The sequence below is a fragment of the Pedobacter sp. Leaf132 genome (genome assembly GCF_920984695.1).
Lineage (GTDB): Bacteria > Bacteroidota > Bacteroidia > Sphingobacteriales > Sphingobacteriaceae > Pedobacter.
In genome coordinates this window covers 244,480-264,609 of the sequence record NZ_CAKLBO010000005.1, presented here as the reverse complement: position 1 = coordinate 264,609, position 20,130 = coordinate 244,480, and the positions used below count along the sequence as shown (strand labels likewise).

The window sequence follows — 20,130 nt, the reverse complement described above, 5'->3', positions numbered from 1 at the left end:
GCTATTTTAAGCTTCTACCTCTTCTTGTTTCGAAGCTAATAATTTATCGTACTCTTCTTGAGAACCAACAATGATACGCTCATAACCACGAACACCAGTTCCTGAAGGAATTAAGTGACCAACGATTACGTTTTCTTTTAAGCCTAACATGTTGTCGCGTTTACCTGCAATAGCTGCTTCATTTAATACTTTAGTAGTTTCCTGGAACGAAGCCGCAGAAATGAACGATTTAGTACCTAATGACGCACGAGTAATACCTTGTAAGATAGAACTTGCAGTTGCTGGTCTGGCATCTCTAACCGTAATCTGTTTCATATCTTTACGTTTCAACTGAGAATTTTCATCTCTTAATCTACGTAATGATACAATCTGACCTGGTTTGAAGTCAGCCGAATCGCCTGCATCTTCAACAACTCTCTTATCGTACATTGCATCGTTTTCTTCTGCAAAATCCCAACGGTCAACAGCGTTATTTTCTAAGAAAATTGTATCACCCGGATCTTCGATGTGAACTTTCTGCATCATCTGGTGAACAATTACCTCGAAGTGCTTATCGTTAATTTTTACACCTTGCAAACGGTAAACCTCTTGAATACCATTTACTAAGTATTCTTGAACCGCTGCCGGGCCTTTAATTGATAAGATATCTGCAGGAGAAATTGAACCATCTGATAAAGGCATACCAGCTTTCACAAAGTCATTATCCTGTACAAGGATGTGCTTAGACAATGGAACAAGGTATTTTTTAACTTCACCATCTTTAGATTCGATTGTAATCTCACGATTACCACGTTTAACACCGCCTAAAGTTACAACACCATCAATTTCAGTAACAACTGCCGGATTAGATGGGTTACGAGCCTCGAATAATTCGGTTACACGAGGTAAACCACCCGTGATATCTCGGGTTTTACCAGTTGCACGTGGAATTTTAGCGATAATCTGTCCAGTTTGGATAGCCTCACCTTCATCAACTGAAACGTGAGCACCAACCGGAATGTTATATCCTTTAATAAATTCACCTTTCTTATCAACGATTTGAACAGAAGGGTTTTTAGTTTTATCACGTGTATCGATAATTACTTTTTCACGGTGACCAGTTTGTTCATCTGATTCTTCACGGAAAGTAACACCTTCGATAATTGCATCGAATTGCGCTTTACCACCAAATTCAGAGATGATAACCGCGTTGTACGGATCCCATGAACAAATTTTATCGCCTTTAGCAACTTTATCGCCTTCTTTAACAAATAAGAATGCACCGTAAGGAATGTTATTGGTTACAATAACTCTACCGCTTCCTGGCTCAACAATTCTAAACTCACCAGAACGGCCTAAAACAACCTGTACTTTACCGTCTTCTGTTTGCGTATCAACTGTACGGATGTTTTCGAATTCGATTACACCATCAAACTTAGCAACGATGTTTGATTCTGCAGCAATGTTTGATGCAGTACCACCCACGTGGAAAGTACGAAGTGTTAACTGCGTACCCGGCTCACCGATTGACTGTGCAGCAATTACACCAACAGCCTCACCTCTTTGAACGCGTTTACCAGAAGCTAAGTTACGTCCGTAACATAATGCACAAACACCACGTTTAGCTTCGCAAGTTAATACCGAACGAATTTCGATACCTTCTAACGGAGATTCTTCGATAGCTTTAGCTACATCTTCGTTAATATCTTCGCCCGCACCTACTAACAATGTGTTATCCAAAGGATTATAAACATCATGTAATGAAGTACGACCTAAAATTCTTTCATATAATGGTTCAACGATATCTTCATTATCTTTTAATGCAGTTGTGTACATACCTCTTAAAGTACCACAATCAACATCATTAACAATCATATCCTGAGCAACATCATGTAAACGACGAGTTAAATAACCAGCATCAGCTGTTTTTAACGCCGTATCTGCCAAACCTTTACGAGCACCGTGAGTAGAGATAAAATACTCTAATACCGATAAACCTTCTTTAAAGTTTGATAAGATTGGGTTTTCAATAATATCGCCACCTGAACCAGATTTTTGAGGTTTCGCCATCAAACCACGCATTCCGCAAAGCTGACGAATCTGCTCTTTAGATCCACGTGCACCCGAATCAAGCATCATGTAAACTGAGTTAAAACCTTGGTTATCGCTAGATAACTGGTTCATAACGAAAGTAGTTAACCTGTTGTTGATACGAGTCCAGATATCGATAATCTGGTTGTAACGTTCGTTGTTTGTAATGAAACCCATGTTATAGTTGTTTCTTACTTCTTCAACTTCGTTAGCGGCCTGCTCTAATAATGTATGTTTCTCTACCGGAATGTTTACGTCTTGTAAGTTGAACGATAAACCTCCTTGGAAAGCCATTCTGAAACCTAATTCTTTAATATCATCAAGGAACTGAGAAGAACGAGCCATACCAGTCATTTTAACTACCTCACCGATAATATCTCTTAACGATTTTTTAGTTAATAACTCATTGATATAACCAACTTCTGCAGGTACCAACTGATTAAATAAAACTCTACCAACAGTAGTTTCCGTTAATTTATTAACGATAGAACCATCATTTTGCTTAACATTAACTCTTACTTTAATGAATGCATGTAAGTCTAATTCTTTCTCGTTATAAGCAATGATAACCTCTTCCGGAGAGTAAAAATTTGAATCCTGTCCTTTTACAACTCTAGTTTCATCAGTTCTACGGCCTTTAGTAATATAATAAAGACCCAAAACCATATCCTGAGAAGGTACTGTAATTGGTGTACCGTTTGCAGGGTTTAAGATGTTATGTGCTGCCAACATTAATACCTGGGCTTCCAAAATTGCTGCGTTACCTAGTGGTAAGTGAACAGCCATCTGGTCACCGTCAAAATCGGCGTTGAATGCAGTACAAACTAATGGGTGTAATTGGATTGCTTTACCTTCAACCAATTTAGGTTGGAAAGCCTGAATACCTAAACGGTGTAACGTAGGTGCACGGTTTAATAATACCGGGTGTCCTTTCAATACATTTTCTAAGATATCCCAAACTAATGGATCTTTTCTATCAACAATTTTCTTTGCTGATTTTACTGTTTTTACAACACCTCTTTCAATCATCTTACGAATAATGAATGGTTTGTAAAGCTCAGCAGCCATATCTTTTGGCAATCCACACTCGTGTAATTTAAGGCTAGGCCCTACAACAATTACAGAACGAGCAGAATAATCCACACGTTTACCTAATAAATTCTGACGGAAACGACCTTGTTTACCTTTCAGGATATCTGAAAGAGATTTTAGGGCACGGTTACCTTCAGTTTTTACCGCATTAACTTTACGTGAGTTATCAAATAACGAATCTACAGCTTCCTGTAACATACGTTTTTCGTTACGTAAAATTACCTCTGGTGCTTTTATCTCAATTAAACGTTTTAAACGGTTGTTACGGATAATTACACGACGGTATAAATCATTTAAATCTGAAGTAGCGAAACGACCACCTTCTAATGGAACTAAAGGACGTAATTCTGGTGGAATAACCGGAACGATTTTAACAATCATCCACTCCGGACGATTCTCAATACGTGTATTAGCACCACGGAAAGCTTCAACAACCTGAAGACGTTTTAAAGCCTCATTTTTACGTTGTTGAGAAGTTTCGTTAGCAGCCTGGTGACGTAAATCATAAGATAAAGTATCTAAATCAATACGTTTTAATAAATCTTCTAATGCTTCAGCACCCATTTTGGCGATGAATTTATTAGGATCTTTATCATCAAGATATTGGTTTTCTTTAGGTAATTTATCTAAGATATCTAAATATTCTTCTTCGGTTAAGAAGTCCATATAATTGATACCTTCTTCGGCCATTAAGCCCGATTGAATAACTACGTAACGCTCGTAATAGATAATTAAATCTAATTTTTTAGTAGGTAACCCTAATAAATAACCGATTTTGTTAGGTAAAGAACGGAAATACCAGATGTGCGCAACAGGAACCACCAAAGCGATGTGCCCCATACGTTCTCTACGTACTTTCTTCTCAGTTACCTCAACACCACAACGATCACAAACGATTCCTTTGTAACGAATACGTTTATATTTACCGCAATGACATTCGTAATCTTTTACCGGACCAAAAATGCGCTCGCAAAACAAACCATCACGTTCAGGTTTGTAAGTACGATAGTTAATGGTTTCCGGTTTCAACACCTCACCGCTAGAACGTTCCAAAATAATTTCCGGAGACGATAAGCTAATCGTGATTGATGTGAAATTGCTTTTTAATTTATTATCCTTTTTGTAAGACATATCTCTTTCTTAAGTTTTAAGTTTTAAGTTTTACGTGATAAGTCAACATATAACTTACCACGTATTACCTATAACTTTTAGTCTAACGTAATATCTAAACCTAAACCGCGTAACTCATGTACCAATACGTTAAACGATTCTGGAACACCTGGAGTTGGTAGGTTTTCACCTTTAACAATGGCTTCGTAAGTTTTAGCTCTTCCGATAACATCATCCGATTTAACGGTCAATATTTCCTGAAGAATGTTAGCAGCACCAAATGCCTCTAATGCCCAAACCTCCATCTCACCAAAACGCTGACCACCGAATTGAGCTTTACCACCCAATGGTTGTTGTGTAATTAATGAATATGGTCCAATTGAACGGGCGTGCATCTTATCATCAACCATGTGACCTAATTTCAACATGTAGATAATACCTACAGTTGTAGTCTGATCGAAACGCTCACCTGTTAAGCCATTGTATAAGTAAGTTTTTCCTGATGCAGGAACGCCAGCTTTAGCAATCCATTCTTCTACTTCGTGGTGGGTAGCTCCATCAAAAATCGGTGTAGCGAATTTCACGCCCAATTCTTGTCCGGCCCATGCCAAAATAGTTTCATAAATTTGACCAAGGTTCATACGTGAAGGTACACCCAGTGGGTTCAACACAATATCAACCGGAGTACCATCAGCTAAGAAAGGCATATCTTCATCACGTACAATACGTGCAACAATACCTTTGTTACCGTGGCGACCAGCCATTTTATCACCTACTTTTAATTTACGTTTTTTAGCAACATAAACTTTTGCCATTTGTACAATTCCCGATGGAAGCTCATCACCTACACTAATCGCAAATTTATCGCGTTTGTAAGCACCAAGTTCTTCGTTAACACGGATACCGTAGTTGTGAAGCAACATTTTAATTAACTCGTTTTTATCATCATCAGTAGTCCATTTGTTTGGATTAATGTGATTGTAATCAAGTTCTGCTAAAATTTTCTGAGTAAACTTAGCACCTTTAGCCACTAATAATTCTTTGTAGATGTTAAATACACCTTGCGATGTTTTACCATTTACAATTGTGAATAATTTATCAACTAATTCGGCTTTTAATTTCTCAGTAATATTGTTATATCCTTTGTCTAATTTCTCAATTGCCGATTTTTCTTCAGCTTTTGTAGTTTTCTTAGCACGGCTGAATAATTTAGTATCAATTACTACACCTTGGATTGAAGGAGGAGTTTTTAAAGACGCATCTTTAACATCTCCAGCTTTATCACCAAAAATTGCACGTAGTAATTTCTCTTCAGGTGAAGGATCAGATTCACCTTTTGGCGTAATCTTACCAATTAAAATATCACCTTCTTTTACATCAGCACCAATACGGATAATACCATTTTCATCTAAATCTTTAGTAGCCTCTTCAGAAACGTTCGGAATATCTGGAGTTAACTCCTCTTCACCACGTTTTGTATCACGTACTTCTAACTCAAATTCTTCAATATGTAACGATGTGAAAATGTCATCACGTACAATACGTTCGTTAATAACAATTGCATCCTCAAAGTTGAAACCTTGCCAAGGCATAAATGCCACTTTTAGGTTTCTACCTAATGCTAATTCACCATCCTGAGTTGCATAACCTTCGCAAAGCACTTGTCCTTTAGTAACTTTCTGACCTTTTTTAACAATAGGTTTTAAGTTGATACAAGTATTCTGGTTGGTTTTTTTGAACTTAGTTAAACGGTAAGTTTTGCTATCACCTTCAAAAGAAACTAAACGATCATCTTCGTTACGTTCGTATTTAATAGTGATTTCGTTAGCGTCTACATTTTCTACAACACCATTACCTTCAGCATTAATAAGTGTTCTTGAATCGCGAGCAACGCGACCTTCTAAACCAGTACCAACAATTGGCGCTTCAGGACGTAACAAAGGTACGGCCTGACGTTGCATGTTTGAACCCATCAAAGCCCTGTTCGCATCATCATGTTCTAAGAACGGAATTAACGAAGCAGCGATTGAAGTAATTTGGTTAGGAGCAACATCCATCAAGTCTAATTTCTCAGGCTCAATAATCGGGAAGTCGCCCTCATAACGTGCTTTAACGCGTGGTGTTATAAAATTACCTTTATCATCATATTCTGCATTAGCCTGAGCGATGGTTTTACCATCCTCATCTTCTGCTGATAAATAGATAACGTCTGAATCTACTACAACTTTACCATCTTCAACACGCTTGTATGGTGTTTCAATGAAACCTAAATTATTGATTTTTGCATGCACACAAAGTGATGAAATTAAACCAATGTTTGGTCCCTCTGGTGTTTCAATTGTACATAAACGACCGTAGTGAGTGTAGTGAACGTCACGTACCTCGAAACCAGCACGCTCACGTGATAAACCACCTGGGCCTAATGCTGATAAACGGCGTTTGTGTGTAATCTCTGCTAATGGATTGGTTTGATCCATAAACTGAGATAACTGATTTGTACCAAAGAAAGAGTTAATTACTGACGATAACGTACGGGCGTTAATCAAATCAGTTGGTGTAAACACCTCGTTATCGCGAATGTTCATACGCTCACGGATTGTTCTAGCCATACGGGCTAAACCAACACCAAATTGTGCGTATAATTGCTCACCTACCGTACGTACACGACGGTTTGATAAGTGGTCAATATCATCCACCTCTTCTTTAGAGTTAATTAATTTAATTAAGTATTTAACAATTGCGATAATATCAGCTTTTGTTAAAACTTTTACATCATCAGGAGTATCCATTTTCAATTTACGGTTGATGCGGTAACGACCAACATCTCCTAAATCGTAACGTTTATCTGAGAAGAATAAACGATCAATGATACCACGAGCAGTTTCCTCATCAGGTGGTTCTGCGTTACGCAAAGCACGATAGATGTTTTCAACAGCCTCTTTTTCTGAGTTTGATGTATCTTTTTGTAATGTATTATAAATAATGGTGTAATCGGCCTGGCTAGCACCATCTTCTTTAGAAAGAATGATAGTTTTAACACCAGCTTCGATAACCATATCAATGTGTTCGTCTTCTAAAACGGTTTCTCTTTCAAGAATCACTTCATTACGGTCGATAGAAACTACCTCACCTGTATCTTCATCTACAAAATCTTCAACCCATTTCTTTAAAACTCTTGCTGCAAGTTTACGGCCGATGTATTTCTTTAAACCTGATTTACTAACTTTTACTTCGTCAGCAAGATCAAATAATTCAAGAATGTCTTTATCAGAATCGTAACCAATTGCACGTAATAAAGTGGTAACCGGGAATTTTTTCTTACGATCGATATAAGCATACATTACGTTATTAACGTCTGTAGCAAACTCGATCCATGAACCTTTGAAAGGAATAACACGAGCAGAATACAATTTGGTTCCGTTAGTGTGACGGCTTTGGCCGAAGAACACACCAGGAGAACGGTGCAATTGAGAAACGATAACACGTTCTGCACCATTAATAACAAATGTACCTTTTGGTGTCATATACGGGATTGTACCTAAATACACATCCTGAATAATGGTTTCAAAATCTTCATGTTCAACATCGTTACAAGAAAGCTTTAGCTTTGCTTTTAATGGAACATTGTAGGTTAAACCACGCTCGATACACTCATGAATATCATAACGCGGCGGATCAACAAAATAATCAAGAAACTCTAATACGAAGATATTTCTTGAATCTGTGATTGGAAAGTTTTCAGCAAATACCTTAAACAAACCTTCGCTCGAGCGATCGTCTGACGTTGTATCTATCTGGAAAAATTCTCTGAATGATTGCAATTGCACATCCAGAAAATCCGGATAGTCTATAATGTGCTTACTAGTTGCAAAATTTACTCTTTGTTCGACTGTCTTTGCCAATGGACTAAAAGATTTTAGTTTAAGAATAAACTATTTGTTTGGTTTTGGTTCAAGCATTCTCATCAACCAAGCAAAATGAGATGATTATAAACAGGTAAAGACACCGACATTTTCAGTCGGTGTCTGATACATTTTTAGCTTAGCTAAATTAAGTGATTACTTAATTTCAACTACTGCTCCAGCCTCTTCTAATTGTTTTTTAAGAGCTTCTGCTTCGTCTTTAGCAACACCAGCTTTTAATTCTTTTGGTGCACCATCAACTAAGTCTTTAGCTTCTTTCAAACCTAAACCAGTTAAGTCTTTAACAAGTTTTACAACTGCTAATTTCTGACCACCAGCTTCTTTTAAGATAACATCAAAAGATGTTTTTTCTGCAGCAGCAGCAGGTGCATCACCACCAGCAGCAGGACCAGCAACTACAGCAGCAGCTGCAGGCTCAATACCATACTCGTCTTTTAAGATTTGAGCTAATTCGTTAACTTCTTTAACTGTTAAGTTTACTAATTGCTCAGCAAACGATTTTAAATCTGCCATTTTATTAAGATTTTAAAAATTTACGTAAAATAATTTTATTTAATTTGCGAACTTAAGGTGTTCGTTAACCTTCTCTTTCTTGAAGAGTTTTAACAATTCCTGCAATTTTGCCTCCACTTGATTTAAGCGCAGAAACAACATTTTTAGCTGGTGATTGTAATAACCCAATGATATCGCCAATAAGCTCTTCTCTTGATTTTAAGCTTACTAAGTTATTCAATTGGTCATCGCCAACATAAACTGATGAATCTATGTACGCCGCTTTAAGTACTGGTTTATCAGAAGTTTTTCTCAAAGTTTTAATCAACTTAGCCGGAGCGTTAGCTGTTTTTGAGAATAATAATGATGATGAACCTTTAAGGGCTTCGTATATCTCAGAAGCATCGCCATCTAAACCTTCAATCGCTTTGCGAATTAAAGAGTTTTTAGCAACCTTCATTACGATATCACCTTCAAAACATTTGCGGCGGATGTTATTGATCTGCTCAACAGAAAGGCTAGAAGTATCAGCAATATAGAAATTGCCAAACTCTTGCATTTGTCCTTGTAGTTCTAAAACTACTTCGTTTTTTTCTTCTCTGTTCATGATTAGATCCCCGCTACTGATTTAGTTTCAATTGCAATCCCAGGACTCATTGTAGAAGACACGTGAATGCTTTTAAAATAAGTTCCCTTTGCAGCAGATGGTTTTAATTTAGAAATAACAGAGATAATCTCCATAGCGTTTTCATAAATTTTATCTGCTGGGAATGATACTTTTCCTATTGAGGCGTGTATGATACCCGTTTTGTCTACTTTAAAATCAATCTTACCTGCTTTAACCTCTGTTACAGCTTTACCAACTTCGTTAGTTACTGTACCTGATTTTGGGTTTGGCATTAAGTTACGCGGTCCTAAAACACGGCCTAACTTACCTACCTTAGCCATACAAGCTGGTGTAGTGATAATAATGTCTACATCGGTCCAACCACCTTCAATTTTAGCAACATACTCGTCTAAACCTACAAAGTCTGCGCCAGCTGCTTTTGCTTCTTCTTCCTTATCAGGAGTTACTAAAGCTAAAACACGTACAGTTTTACCTGTTCCGTGCGGTAAAGTAGCAATACCACGTACCATTTGATTGGCTTTACGCGGATCTACACCTAATGAAACATCAATATCTACTGATGCATCAAATTTAGTTGTAGTGATTTCTTTTACCAAAGCAGCAGCATCCTTCAAAGTATAAGCTTTGCCAGCTTCTATTTTAGCATGTGCCTTTTTTTGATTTTTAGTTAATTTCGCCACTGTTGTAAACTTTTTTTAATTAATTGTTCCAGGGTGCGTCACCAGAAACGGTGATTCCCATACTGCGTGCTGTTCCAGCAACCATACTCATTGCAGATTCGATTGTAAATGCATTTAAATCAGGCATTTTATCCTCAGCAATAACTTTAATTTGGTCCCAGGTCACCGACCCAACTTTTTTACGGTTAGGCTCAGCAGAACCACTCTGTAATTTAGTAGCATCTTTTAACTGGATAGCTACCGGAGGGGTTTTGATGATGAAATCGAATGACTTATCAGCATAAACAGTAATTACAACTGGCAATACTTTACCTGCTTTATCTTGGGTACGAGCGTTGTACTGTTTGCAAAATTCCATAATGTTAACACCTTTAGCACCTAATGCAGGTCCTACTGGTGGCGATGGATTTGCCGCTCCGCCTTTGATCTGTAATTTGATCATTGCACTGACTTCTTTTGCCATTTTGTGTTTTTTGTTTATTTAAAACTCAATGTTAAATATTGGAAGCATGTAACATTTATTTTCCTTTCAATTCCTATAAAAGTAAAAGGACTGCAAAGATATGAATAATCTTGCAGTCCTACAATATATTATGTAAAATAAATTTTACTCTTTTTCTACTTGCATGTAGTTAAGTTCAAGCGGCGTTTTACGACCAAAAATCTTAACCATAACTTTTAATTTTTTCTTCTCTTCGTTAACTTCTTCAATAACTCCAGAGAAACCATTAAACGGTCCATCCATAACTTTGATGTTTTCGCCAACGTAGTAAGGAACATTCATTGTTTCACCTTGCTCACTCATTTCATCAACCACACCTAAAATACGGTTAACTTCTGCCTGGCGCATTGGAATTGGATTGCCTGCTTTATCGCCTAAGAAACCAATAACACTGTTAATTCCTTTAATGATGTGCTCTAGCTCTCCATCTAAAGTTGCTTCTATTAAAACATAACCAGGATAAAAGTTACGCTCTTTGGCAATTTTCTTACCGTCTTTCATTTGGTAATATTTTTCCATTGGTATTAATACCTGTGGAACCAAATGAGAGAAACCTAAACGGCTAATCTCAGCATCAATATACTGTTTTACCTTTTTCTCTTTACCGCTTACTGCTCTTACAACATACCACTTTAATTCGCTCATTATAGTATATTAATTAGAAAGTGATTTGTAAAAAGTATCTAGCACAAAAACAGAACCTTTATCCATTGCAAAAATTATTAATGCAATAATTAAAGAGGCTACCAAAACAAGAACTGCAGAGTTTTGAAGTTCTCCCCAAGTAGGCCAAGTTACCTTTTGGGTCATTTCATCGTACGATTCCTTTACAAATTGAACTACTTTAGCCATATTTCTTTTTAATGATTAAATGATTGAGTTAGTGAGTGATTGAGTTTTAAAAACATCCAATCATTAAAACAGTCACTAATTCAATCATTATATTTTGGCACGGGAACAAGGATTCGAACCCTGATCAAAGGTTTTGGAGACCTCTATTCTACCGTTGAACTATTCCCGTGTGTATAAAAAAGAGCTAGCCGAAACTAGCTCTTTTTATATTATTGTAGCTTAAATTAAGCTAAGATTTCAGTTACCTGACCAGCACCTACTGTTCTACCACCTTCACGGATAGCGAAACGTAAACCTTTTTCCATTGCAATCGCGTTAATTAATTTAACTGTGATTGTAACGTTATCACCTGGCATAACCATTTCAGTACCTTCAGCTAATGAAATTTCACCAGTTACGTCTGTAGTACGGAAATAGAATTGAGGACGATATTTGTTGAAGAATGGAGTGTGACGACCACCTTCTGCTTTTGATAATACATAGATCTCAGCTTTGAAATCTGTGTGAGGAGTTACTGAACCTGGTTTACAGATTACCATACCACGACGGATATCAGTTTTCTCAATACCACGTAATAATAAACCTACGTTATCACCAGCTTCACCGTAATCTAAAATTTTACGGAACATCTCAACACCAGTTACAGTAGATTTTAAGTTCTCAGCACCCATACCTAAGATTTCAACTGGATCACCTGAGTTGATTACACCACGCTCAATACGACCAGTAGCAACAGTACCACGACCAGTGATTGAGAATACATCTTCAACAGGCATTAAGAAAGGAAGTTCAGTTAAACGTGGAGGGATTGGAATGTAGTTATCTACAGCTTCCATTAATTCCATGATTTTACCAACCCATTTAGCATCACCGTTTAATCCTCCTAAAGCAGAACCTTGGATTACTGGAATATCATCACCTGGGAATTCATAGAATGATAATAATTCACGAACTTCCATTTCAACTAATTCTAATAATTCAGGGTCATCAACCATATCCACTTTGTTCATGAATACAACTAATGAAGGAACACCTACCTGACGAGCTAATAAGATGTGCTCGCGAGTTTGTGGCATTGGACCATCAGTAGCAGCAACAACGATAATTGCACCGTCCATTTGAGCAGCACCAGTTACCATGTTCTTTACGTAATCCGCGTGACCTGGACAGTCAACGTGTGCGTAGTGACGGTTAGCTGTTGAATACTCAACGTGAGCAGTATTGATTGTAATACCTCTTTCTTTTTCCTCTGGAGCAGAGTCAATAGATTCGAATGAACGTGCCTCAGATAAACCTGCATCAGCTAAACATTTTGTAATAGCTGCTGTTAAAGTTGTTTTACCGTGATCGACGTGACCGATTGTACCGATGTTTAAGTGCGGTTTACTGCGGTCAAATTTTTCTTTTGCCATTTTATTTATAACTAATTAGTAGGTTAACTTTTTATTAATTTTATTTATTGTTTTTGCAATGCAACACAAAAAACCTTGTCTCTTCTGTTTATTTAACAGATTTAACAAAGCTAATTTATTTTAGAGCCAAAGATGGGACTTGAACCCACGACCTCTTCCTTACCAAGGAAGTGCTCTACCGCTGAGCTACTTCGGCTTATTACCTTTAGCTCATAGTTCATTCGTCCATTTGTTCATTAGGCTACTAGTGAACCATTGAACCAATTTTCCAATGAACTGCTAGGAGCGGAAGACGAGGTTCGAACTCGCGACCTATAGCTTGGAAGGCTATCGCTCTACCAACTGAGCTACTTCCGCTTTCGATTTCGGATGGATGATTTACGAGTTACGATTTGTATCGTTAATCTAAATCTTTAAATCTAAAATCTATTGTGGGGAGAGAAGGATTCGAACCTTCGAAATCTTGCGATAACAGAGTTACAGTCTGTCCCATTTGGCCGCTCTGGAATCTCCCCATCTTTTATTTACGATTTTGGATTTACGACATACAATTTTTCAATCGTAAATCTAAAATCTTCAATCTAAAATAAAAAAGAGCCTCCTATCGGAATCGAACCAATGACCTACTGATTACAAGTCAGTTGCTCTACCAGCTGAGCTAAGGAGGCTTTTAATTTTGTGCAATGATACGAAAAATCTTCATTTTTCATATACCTAGCGTATTTTTTTAAATTTTAACTTTTTAAAGAACTAATCATTTCTTTTCGGGCAGCCCCTCTCCGAAATGGAATGCAAATATACACACTTATATTTCAGTTCAAAATTAATTTTAAAAAAAAATAGCGGGTTTAAACACCCGCTATTCCATATTGTATTTTTATCAAAAATAGATGCTTAATAATCAGATATTTCGCCTTCGATTAAAACATTTTTAAGCTCACTATTTTTTTTCCTGGTTTTCTCTTTATGTTTAGTTATTTGCTTTCTTAACGATTCAATTGCTAAATCTGTAGCTTCTTCAAATGATTTACATTGTTCTTTAGCAAACAATGTTCCACCTGGTACAATCAGTTTTATCTCACTTATTTTATTGGCCTCATCTTCTACATTCTCTAATTTTAAATACACTTCACCACTAATAATCTGATCAAAAAACTGATCGAGCTTATTTGCCTTCTTCTGTATAAAATCTAACAACTTACTGTCTGCATTGAAATGGATTGATTGAACTCCGATTTTCATTTTTCCTCCTTTTTTTTACGCCTTTGGATGGGCTTGTTTATAAATTGTTTTTAATCTTTCGATTGAATTGTGTGTGTAAACCTGTGTGGCAGCCAAACTTGCATGACCCAAAAGCTCTTTAATCGCATTTAAATCTGCACCGGCATTTAGTAAACTTGTTGCATAACTATGCCTTAGCACATGCGGGCTCCTTTTATCGCTTGTTGATACCAGTTTTAAATAAGAACTAACAATACGGTATATTAACTTTGGATAAGCTTTACTACCTGTATTGGTAACGATTAAGTTAAACAAATTGTTATTAAAGTTTTGCAACTTTTTTAACTGCAAATAGCTATTTAACTGATTTATAAGCTGTTTATTTATTGGTATAATCCGCTCTTTATTTCTTTTTCCCAATACCTTTATAGTTCCGCCGAAAAAATCTATATCCGTTTCTTTGAGTTGTATAAGTTCTGATAAACGTATGCCAGCACCGAAAAGCATTTCGATAACTAAATGATCTCTTGTTGAATCAAAACTTTCATTAAATACACCATCGGTATCCAGGAGATGATTAATTTTTTCGGTTTCGATAAATGCAGGTAAACGCTTTGGAATTTTTGGTGCTTTTATAACCTGCATCGGATTATTTGAAATCTTTTCTTCGCGAAGCAAAAATTTATAAAAACTGCGTAACGTAGATATTTTTCTGTTGATGGTGCTTTCTGAAGTATTATCTTCTATTAAAAAAACCATGTAACTACGAATGTGTGTGGCTTTAGCCTCTGTAAGCAGAATCTCGTAGGTGACTTTAATATACTTTTCAAAGCCTAACAAATCTGTTTTATAAGAAGTTACGGTATGTTGCGAATAACGTTTTTCGTGTTGTAGATATGTTAGAAAACTATTCAGCAACATATAAGAGATCATTTTTTGTGGAATGATTGAAGTTACTAATTGTTTTAATATTAAGAAATTATTAAGGATTTTTTTACAAAAAAAATGCCTTCAGAAAATATTCTGAAGGCATAATTTATAATTTATCGTTTAACAACTAGATAGTTGTATCTTGATTCATGTTTTGAATATAAACAGCATGTTTAATTTCAGTACGACGAGCTACAGATTTTTTCTCGTATGCCTGACGGCTACGTAGTTCTCTTAAAACTCCAGTTTTTTCGAATTTCTTCTTGAAACGTTTTAGGGCTTTATCTAATGATTCGCCGTCTTTAATGTTGATAATGATCATAACGCTGAAATACCTCCTCTCATTTGGGATTGCAAACATAAGGATTTTATCTGAAAATTGAAAACTTTTTTAGTGAGCACTAAAAACAAAAAAGCAGTTTAAGATTTTTGCCTTAAACTGCTTTAATAATTTGATTAAAAACCTTTTAATTATCTGTCATTAATCTGTTGTACAATAATTCGGTTTGTGAAATAGGGAATATGTACCTTCTATCGCTTGATGGCACCGATGAAACAGTTCCTTTACCTGGCAAATCCAACCCTAACCTTAATAAATCGGGGCTTCTTAAGCCTTCGCCCAGAAATTCGATGTTACGCTCTTTTAAAAAAGCATCGTACAAAGCTTGCGGCGTAGCAAAATTTGCTGCTGTAAAAGTTGTTGTTGCATCAGACCTTTGTCTAACAGCATTTAATAAACTTATTGCTCTCGCATCAACACTATTTGTACTGCGTGCTAAAGCTTCGCCCAAGCTTAACAGTACTTCCGCATAGCGGATAACAGGTACATAATCGCTATATGGTGAGCTTGTAAATTTACTCATTAATTGACTTGGCACGTTTGCTACAGTTGCAGAGGTTACCAATGCCCTTCTCGCATCTGTCGATTTCCAACCTGCATCAGCTACAATTCCAGCATCATTTAATTTATATTCTCTAACAGAAAAGAAATAAGAACCTAGAGCGGTTTGGCCACCTACGATATCGGCGCCAACTACCATTGGCGATGATAATATTGATTCTGTTGTAGTATAAGGCGTTTTATACACGTTTGCCACATTTGCCTGTAAGGCATTAGCTACTCCGGTGGTTGCAGTAAAAGGTGCGGTAGCACTTACAATTTTGTTTGCCTCGGTAATTACATCAGCATAACGCTGCATGCTTAAGTACACCCGGGTTTTAAATGCAATTGCTGTATTTCTATGTCCGCGAACAGTATTATCATAAGCTGTGGTATAAGTTAATGGTAACCCGCTTTCGGCTTCATTTAAATCTGTAATAATCTGCGTATAAACTTGTGCTACGGTACTTCTTGCCAAATCGAAATCGCCTGCTCCGGAGTTCCCTTTTAAGCGAAGCGGAACACCAGGCTTACTTCCATTGCCATCCCAATACGGGCGGGCATATAATTGCAATAAGCTATAATAGGCAATTGCTCTAACCATTTTAGCTTCGGCTATATAGTTTGCCGCAAGCGTTGCACCTACGGTTGCAGAACCGCCAGCAGCCATTCCATCTAAAAATAAATTACAACGGTTAATTACAGAATATGCAGCGCCCCATAAGCCGGTAACTTCTTGGGCATTGTTAGAAGTTGTAAAATTCCAAACCTGGTAGGCGGTAACAGCGTTTGTTGTAAGGTTGATGTAATTATCTGCCCTTACCTCGTTATAAACGATGTAACGACCGCCATAAAAATCACCAGCTTTTAATCCAGAATATATGCCCAAAACCTGAGCTTTAATACGATCTGGAGTGCTAAAAGAAGAAGTAAAATCAACAGCATTTAACGATACCGGATTTAAAGCCCCCTCCTTTCTGCAAGAGGTTGCCATAACAGCAGCCAATGCAAGTGTATATATAATTGATTTTTTCATGTTAATATTCTTAAAATTTAAAGTTTAATCCTGCTGTAAATACTCGACCGTTCGCCACCGAATTTCGCTCGATACCTTGAGATGCGTTAGCACCACCATTTGATGAAACCTCCGGATCGGTACCATTATATTTAGTTAGAATTAGTAAATTTTGCCCGCTAACATAAATCCTGGCGCTTGTTATTTTTAATTTAGCAAGCAAACTATTTGGAAGTGTGTAACCTAGTGAAATATCTCTAAGCTTAATAAAATCTCCTTTATAAACATTGATATCCAGCGGAACTGCTGAACCATTAGACATATTATCGCCGGCTACAACCCTAGGTACTGATGTTATTTGACCCGGTGTTGTCCATCTGTTTAAAATGTCTACAGAGTTGTTCCAGAAACGTTGATCCATGATGGATGCCTGGGTACCGTTGTAGATATAAAAACCAGCCTGATAAGTAAGTGTTAAACCTAAATCGATATTCTTATACCTGAAACTGTTTGTAAAACCACCAAAAAATTTCGGCTGTGAATTGCCATAGATGGTTTGATCTTGAGAAGTGATACCTGGTGCAATCGAACCATCTTCATATCTCCACCTGCTTGCTACAGGAGAGCTGTGATCATATAACATTTTTCTGCCATTGGCTGCAACAAAAATTCTACGTCCAGTTGCCGGATCTACACCTGCTGTTCTGGCGACATAAATCATCCCCAAAGATGTCCCTACTTTAGAAATACTTGCAGTTTCTAAAGATGAGGTTGCCGATGTAAACTGATCTATTGTTGGCGTTAGTGATGTGATTAAGTTTTTATTATAAGTGATGTTGAATGATGGTGACCAGCTGAAATCTTTGGTATTTACAGCTTGTGCATTTACTGTAAACTCAAAACCTTTATTATACATTGAGCCGATGTTTGTTTGCGGCGAATTAGGCAAACCTGCTGATGGCGCTTGAGGTACGTTATAGATCAATCCATCAATATCGTTGTGATAATAAGCTGTTTCGAAAGTAATTTTATCATTAAGGATACCAAAATTGATACCCACATCAAGCTTTTTACTGGTTTCCCAACCTATCATTAAGTTACCTGCCTGACTGAAGTTTAAAGTTGGTGCACCGCCAAACAAACCAGCGCTATAGTAAGAATTTGGCGCATAATTATCTAAGCCATTAAAGTTACCCACCTCACCATAACTACCTCGCAAACGGAAACTGCTGAATATTTTGCCAATTCCACCATTTTTCCAGAAATCTTCCTGTGCAATTTCGTAACCTGCACCAACACTGTAAAAGGTTCCGGCTTTTTTATCCGGACCAAAAGCAGAATACTCATCCTGACGAATGGTTGCATTTAAGATATATTTCTTTTTAAAATCATAGCTTAAACGTGCAAAGAAAGAAACCAGATAGTTTTCGCCGTAGCTACCAGAGTTTGAAAACTGAGCATAACCAGCGGTATAATCATTAAAAGCCTGATCAGATAAACCAGTTCTGGTTGCACCAAAAGCACGACCTACAGTTTTCTGTTGCTCCGTTCCTAATAACAAAGAGAAAGAGTGCACTTCATTAAACGTTCTATCCGCTTGCGCTGTTGTAGTCCATACCCAACGCTTATTCTGACTATAGCTCAAAGTGGCCGAACCCGCATTCGCAGGGTTAGCATTATAGCCATCACCATTAAAAGGATTTGCGAAAGAATCGTTGGTTGAATAAAGATAATCGATACCAAAAACACTTCTTAAGTTTATCCAGGAAACTGGCTTGTATTGAGCATAAGCATTTGATTGAATTCTGTTTAAGTAGTTATATGAACGATCTAAATCAATTTGCACAACAGGGTTGTAGAAACCCACTTGCGAAACCTTATTATTCATCAAACCCAGGTTGTTTCCCGTTAGGTTGTAACCACCAGAATTTAAGTATGGCGATACGTTTGGTGCATTTACCAACGCCACACGACCTAAACCAGCTGTTGCAAAGGCCTGTCCAGACAATGAACCTGAACTGATAACAGCCAAGTTATCTTCATTTGAATATTGAAGTTTCGCACCAATACTTAATGATTTACTTATTTTATGATCGATATTAAAAATCGCCCCTAATCGCTTGTAATCATTCTTTACAATAATACCTTGCTGATTAGTGTAGTTTAGAGACATATAATAATTTGTAGATTCTGAACCACCAGAAACACTTAAGGAGTTACTGTAAGATGTGCCTTGGCGATAAGCATAATCATACCAATTGGTATTAATGGGCTGCCCATCGGGACCATTTGTTAAAGCATAGGCCAGCGTTGCAGCATTATACGTACCGGCATTTCTTAAACCTTCATTTTTTATATCAGTATACTGGAAAGCATCCATCATATCTGGCAAACGCTGTACGTTGGCAACACCAACCCAACCATCATAAGTTACAATTGCTTTACCTGTTTTACCTTTTTTAGTGGTGATAACAACAACCCCATTAGCCGCACGACTACCATAAATAGCTGTTGCCGATGCATCTTTCAAAATATCCATTGATTCAATGTCATTTGGATTGATGCTGGCAAGCGCATTTCCCGCAGCATTTGTACCACTTGCATCACCGGTAAATGTTGCTACACCATCAATTACTATTAAAGGATAAGAACTTAATGAAATAGAGTTTGTACCGCGAATACGCAACACCGGAGGATTGTTTAACACACCATTTGGAATTGAAACCTGAACACCGGCTGCTTTACCACCTAAAGCCTGATCGAAACTTTGAATTGGCTTGTTCGCAATCTGGTCGCCTCTTATAGAAGTTACGGAGCCAACAAGATCTCTTTTTTTCATTGTGCCATAACCGGTAACAACCACGTCATTTAAAGTTGTATTATCTTCAGTTAATGCTGCATTTACTACACCAGATTTAATGCTTATGGTTTTAGGTTCGTAACCAACAAAGCGAAAAATTAGTGAAGTTGTGTTATTGGGTACCGAAATAGAGTACACACCATCTGCCCCGGTTTGGGCGGCTATCCTTACACCCGGAACACTAACTGAAACACCTGGAAGTGGAAGTCCGTCTGAAATTGAAGTTACCTTACCGGTAATCTTCTTTTGTTGCGCCAAAGCCGATAAGCTAATGAAGGCGAGAAGGAATAAAACGAGTAGTTTTTCTTTCATACTTGTAATTTTAGGTTATTGATTAATTATTTAGAGAAAATTGTATTCATTTTTTACAATATCAACCCTAATATAATCGATCAATAAGCTAAAAAAGCTTAAAAAACTCCACATTACGCCCTTCTGAAACGATTAAAAAACACAATAAATA

Annotated in this window: 14 protein-coding genes and 5 tRNA genes; all 19 read right to left on the bottom strand. The window is 37.1% G+C overall.

The features are described 5' to 3' along the window. Positions 1 to 6: 6 nt before the first annotated feature. A complete protein-coding gene (rpoC, locus tag LUA86_RS11940) occupies positions 7 to 4,293 on the bottom strand; it encodes a DNA-directed RNA polymerase subunit beta' (protein WP_231462598.1) in 4,287 nt (1,428 codons plus the stop codon). A gap of 77 nt (positions 4,294 to 4,370) precedes the next feature. After that, entirely contained in the window at positions 4,371 to 8,174 is a 3,804-nt protein-coding gene (rpoB, locus tag LUA86_RS11935) for a DNA-directed RNA polymerase subunit beta (RefSeq protein WP_231462590.1), read from the bottom strand. Positions 8,175 to 8,330: 156 nt separating this feature from the next. Then, positions 8,331 to 8,708 (bottom strand): 50S ribosomal protein L7/L12, encoded by a 378-nt coding sequence (gene rplL, locus LUA86_RS11930; RefSeq protein WP_231462588.1) that lies wholly within the window; start codon positions 8,706 to 8,708, stop codon positions 8,331 to 8,333. A gap of 64 nt (positions 8,709 to 8,772) precedes the next feature. Then, complete coding sequence (rplJ, locus tag LUA86_RS11925; protein ID WP_231462586.1) at positions 8,773 to 9,294, bottom strand: 50S ribosomal protein L10; 522 nt, start codon at positions 9,292 to 9,294, stop codon at positions 8,773 to 8,775. 2 nt (positions 9,295 to 9,296) lie between these two features. Continuing rightward, entirely contained in the window at positions 9,297 to 9,995 is a 699-nt protein-coding gene (gene rplA / locus LUA86_RS11920) for a 50S ribosomal protein L1 (RefSeq protein ID WP_121951270.1), read from the bottom strand. A 19-nt stretch (positions 9,996 to 10,014) separates the two neighbouring features. Further along, positions 10,015 to 10,458: a 50S ribosomal protein L11 gene (gene rplK, locus LUA86_RS11915; protein ID WP_010601094.1), complete on the bottom strand. Its 444-nt coding sequence runs from the start codon at positions 10,456 to 10,458 to the stop codon at positions 10,015 to 10,017. Between the two features lie 144 nt (positions 10,459 to 10,602). Next, positions 10,603 to 11,142 (bottom strand): transcription termination/antitermination protein NusG, encoded by a 540-nt coding sequence (gene nusG / locus LUA86_RS11910; protein ID WP_231462584.1) that lies wholly within the window; start codon positions 11,140 to 11,142, stop codon positions 10,603 to 10,605. A gap of 9 nt (positions 11,143 to 11,151) precedes the next feature. Next, positions 11,152 to 11,349 (bottom strand): preprotein translocase subunit SecE, encoded by a 198-nt coding sequence (gene secE / locus LUA86_RS11905; RefSeq protein ID WP_231462560.1) that lies wholly within the window; start codon positions 11,347 to 11,349, stop codon positions 11,152 to 11,154. A gap of 95 nt (positions 11,350 to 11,444) precedes the next feature. Further along, a tRNA-Trp gene (locus tag LUA86_RS11900) sits at positions 11,445 to 11,518 on the bottom strand. 55 nt (positions 11,519 to 11,573) lie between these two features. Continuing rightward, positions 11,574 to 12,761 (bottom strand): elongation factor Tu, encoded by a 1,188-nt coding sequence (gene tuf, locus LUA86_RS11895; protein WP_231462553.1) that lies wholly within the window; start codon positions 12,759 to 12,761, stop codon positions 11,574 to 11,576. A gap of 124 nt (positions 12,762 to 12,885) precedes the next feature. Next, positions 12,886 to 12,957 (bottom strand) — tRNA-Thr (locus tag LUA86_RS11890). Positions 12,958 to 13,045: 88 nt separating this feature from the next. Next, a tRNA-Gly gene (locus tag LUA86_RS11885) sits at positions 13,046 to 13,118 on the bottom strand. 75 nt (positions 13,119 to 13,193) lie between these two features. Continuing rightward, positions 13,194 to 13,276, bottom strand: a tRNA-Tyr gene (locus tag LUA86_RS11880). 80 nt (positions 13,277 to 13,356) lie between these two features. Further along, positions 13,357 to 13,429, bottom strand: a tRNA-Thr gene (locus LUA86_RS11875). 226 nt (positions 13,430 to 13,655) lie between these two features. Next, positions 13,656 to 14,003 carry a ribosome hibernation-promoting factor, HPF/YfiA family gene (hpf, locus tag LUA86_RS11870; RefSeq protein WP_231462551.1) on the bottom strand — a complete coding sequence of 116 codons (348 nt, stop codon included), beginning with the start codon at positions 14,001 to 14,003 and terminating at the stop codon, positions 13,656 to 13,658. Between the two features lie 15 nt (positions 14,004 to 14,018). Beyond that, positions 14,019 to 14,903: a tyrosine-type recombinase/integrase gene (locus tag LUA86_RS11865; RefSeq protein ID WP_231462549.1), complete on the bottom strand. Its 885-nt coding sequence runs from the start codon at positions 14,901 to 14,903 to the stop codon at positions 14,019 to 14,021. A gap of 136 nt (positions 14,904 to 15,039) precedes the next feature. Then, positions 15,040 to 15,234, bottom strand: a complete 195-nt coding sequence (gene rpsU, locus LUA86_RS11860; RefSeq protein WP_231462547.1) for a 30S ribosomal protein S21 — start codon at positions 15,232 to 15,234, stop codon at positions 15,040 to 15,042. A 145-nt stretch (positions 15,235 to 15,379) separates the two neighbouring features. Then, a complete protein-coding gene (locus LUA86_RS11855) occupies positions 15,380 to 16,828 on the bottom strand; it encodes a RagB/SusD family nutrient uptake outer membrane protein (RefSeq protein WP_231462545.1) in 1,449 nt (482 codons plus the stop codon). Between the two features lie 10 nt (positions 16,829 to 16,838). Next, a complete protein-coding gene (locus tag LUA86_RS11850; protein ID WP_231462543.1) occupies positions 16,839 to 19,979 on the bottom strand; it encodes a TonB-dependent receptor in 3,141 nt (1,046 codons plus the stop codon). Positions 19,980 to 20,130: the final 151 nt, after the last annotated feature.

What these genes read in the sequence shown, in the direction of transcription:
- LUA86_RS11855 (WP_231462545.1), bottom strand. Translation starts at nt 16,828, where the DNA reads ATGAAAAAATCAATTATATATACACTTGCATTGGCTGCTGTTATGGCA.
- rplL (WP_231462588.1), bottom strand. Translation starts at nt 8,708, where the DNA reads ATGGCAGATTTAAAATCGTTTGCTGAGCAATTAGTAAACTTAACAGTT.
- rplJ (WP_231462586.1), bottom strand. Translation starts at nt 9,294, where the DNA reads ATGAACAGAGAAGAAAAAAACGAAGTAGTTTTAGAACTACAAGGACAA.
- rpsU (WP_231462547.1), bottom strand. Translation starts at nt 15,234, where the DNA reads ATGATCATTATCAACATTAAAGACGGCGAATCATTAGATAAAGCCCTA.
- tuf (WP_231462553.1), bottom strand. Translation starts at nt 12,761, where the DNA reads ATGGCAAAAGAAAAATTTGACCGCAGTAAACCGCACTTAAACATCGGT.
- rpoC (WP_231462598.1), bottom strand. Translation starts at nt 4,293, where the DNA reads ATGTCTTACAAAAAGGATAATAAATTAAAAAGCAATTTCACATCAATC.
- nusG (WP_231462584.1), bottom strand. Translation starts at nt 11,142, where the DNA reads ATGAGCGAATTAAAGTGGTATGTTGTAAGAGCAGTAAGCGGTAAAGAG.
- LUA86_RS11850 (WP_231462543.1), bottom strand. Translation starts at nt 19,979, where the DNA reads ATGAAAGAAAAACTACTCGTTTTATTCCTTCTCGCCTTCATTAGCTTA.
- hpf (WP_231462551.1), bottom strand. Translation starts at nt 14,003, where the DNA reads ATGAAAATCGGAGTTCAATCAATCCATTTCAATGCAGACAGTAAGTTG.
- secE (WP_231462560.1), bottom strand. Translation starts at nt 11,349, where the DNA reads ATGGCTAAAGTAGTTCAATTTGTAAAGGAATCGTACGATGAAATGACC.
- rplK (WP_010601094.1), bottom strand. Translation starts at nt 10,458, where the DNA reads ATGGCAAAAGAAGTCAGTGCAATGATCAAATTACAGATCAAAGGCGGA.
- LUA86_RS11865 (WP_231462549.1), bottom strand. Translation starts at nt 14,903, where the DNA reads ATGTTGCTGAATAGTTTTCTAACATATCTACAACACGAAAAACGTTAT.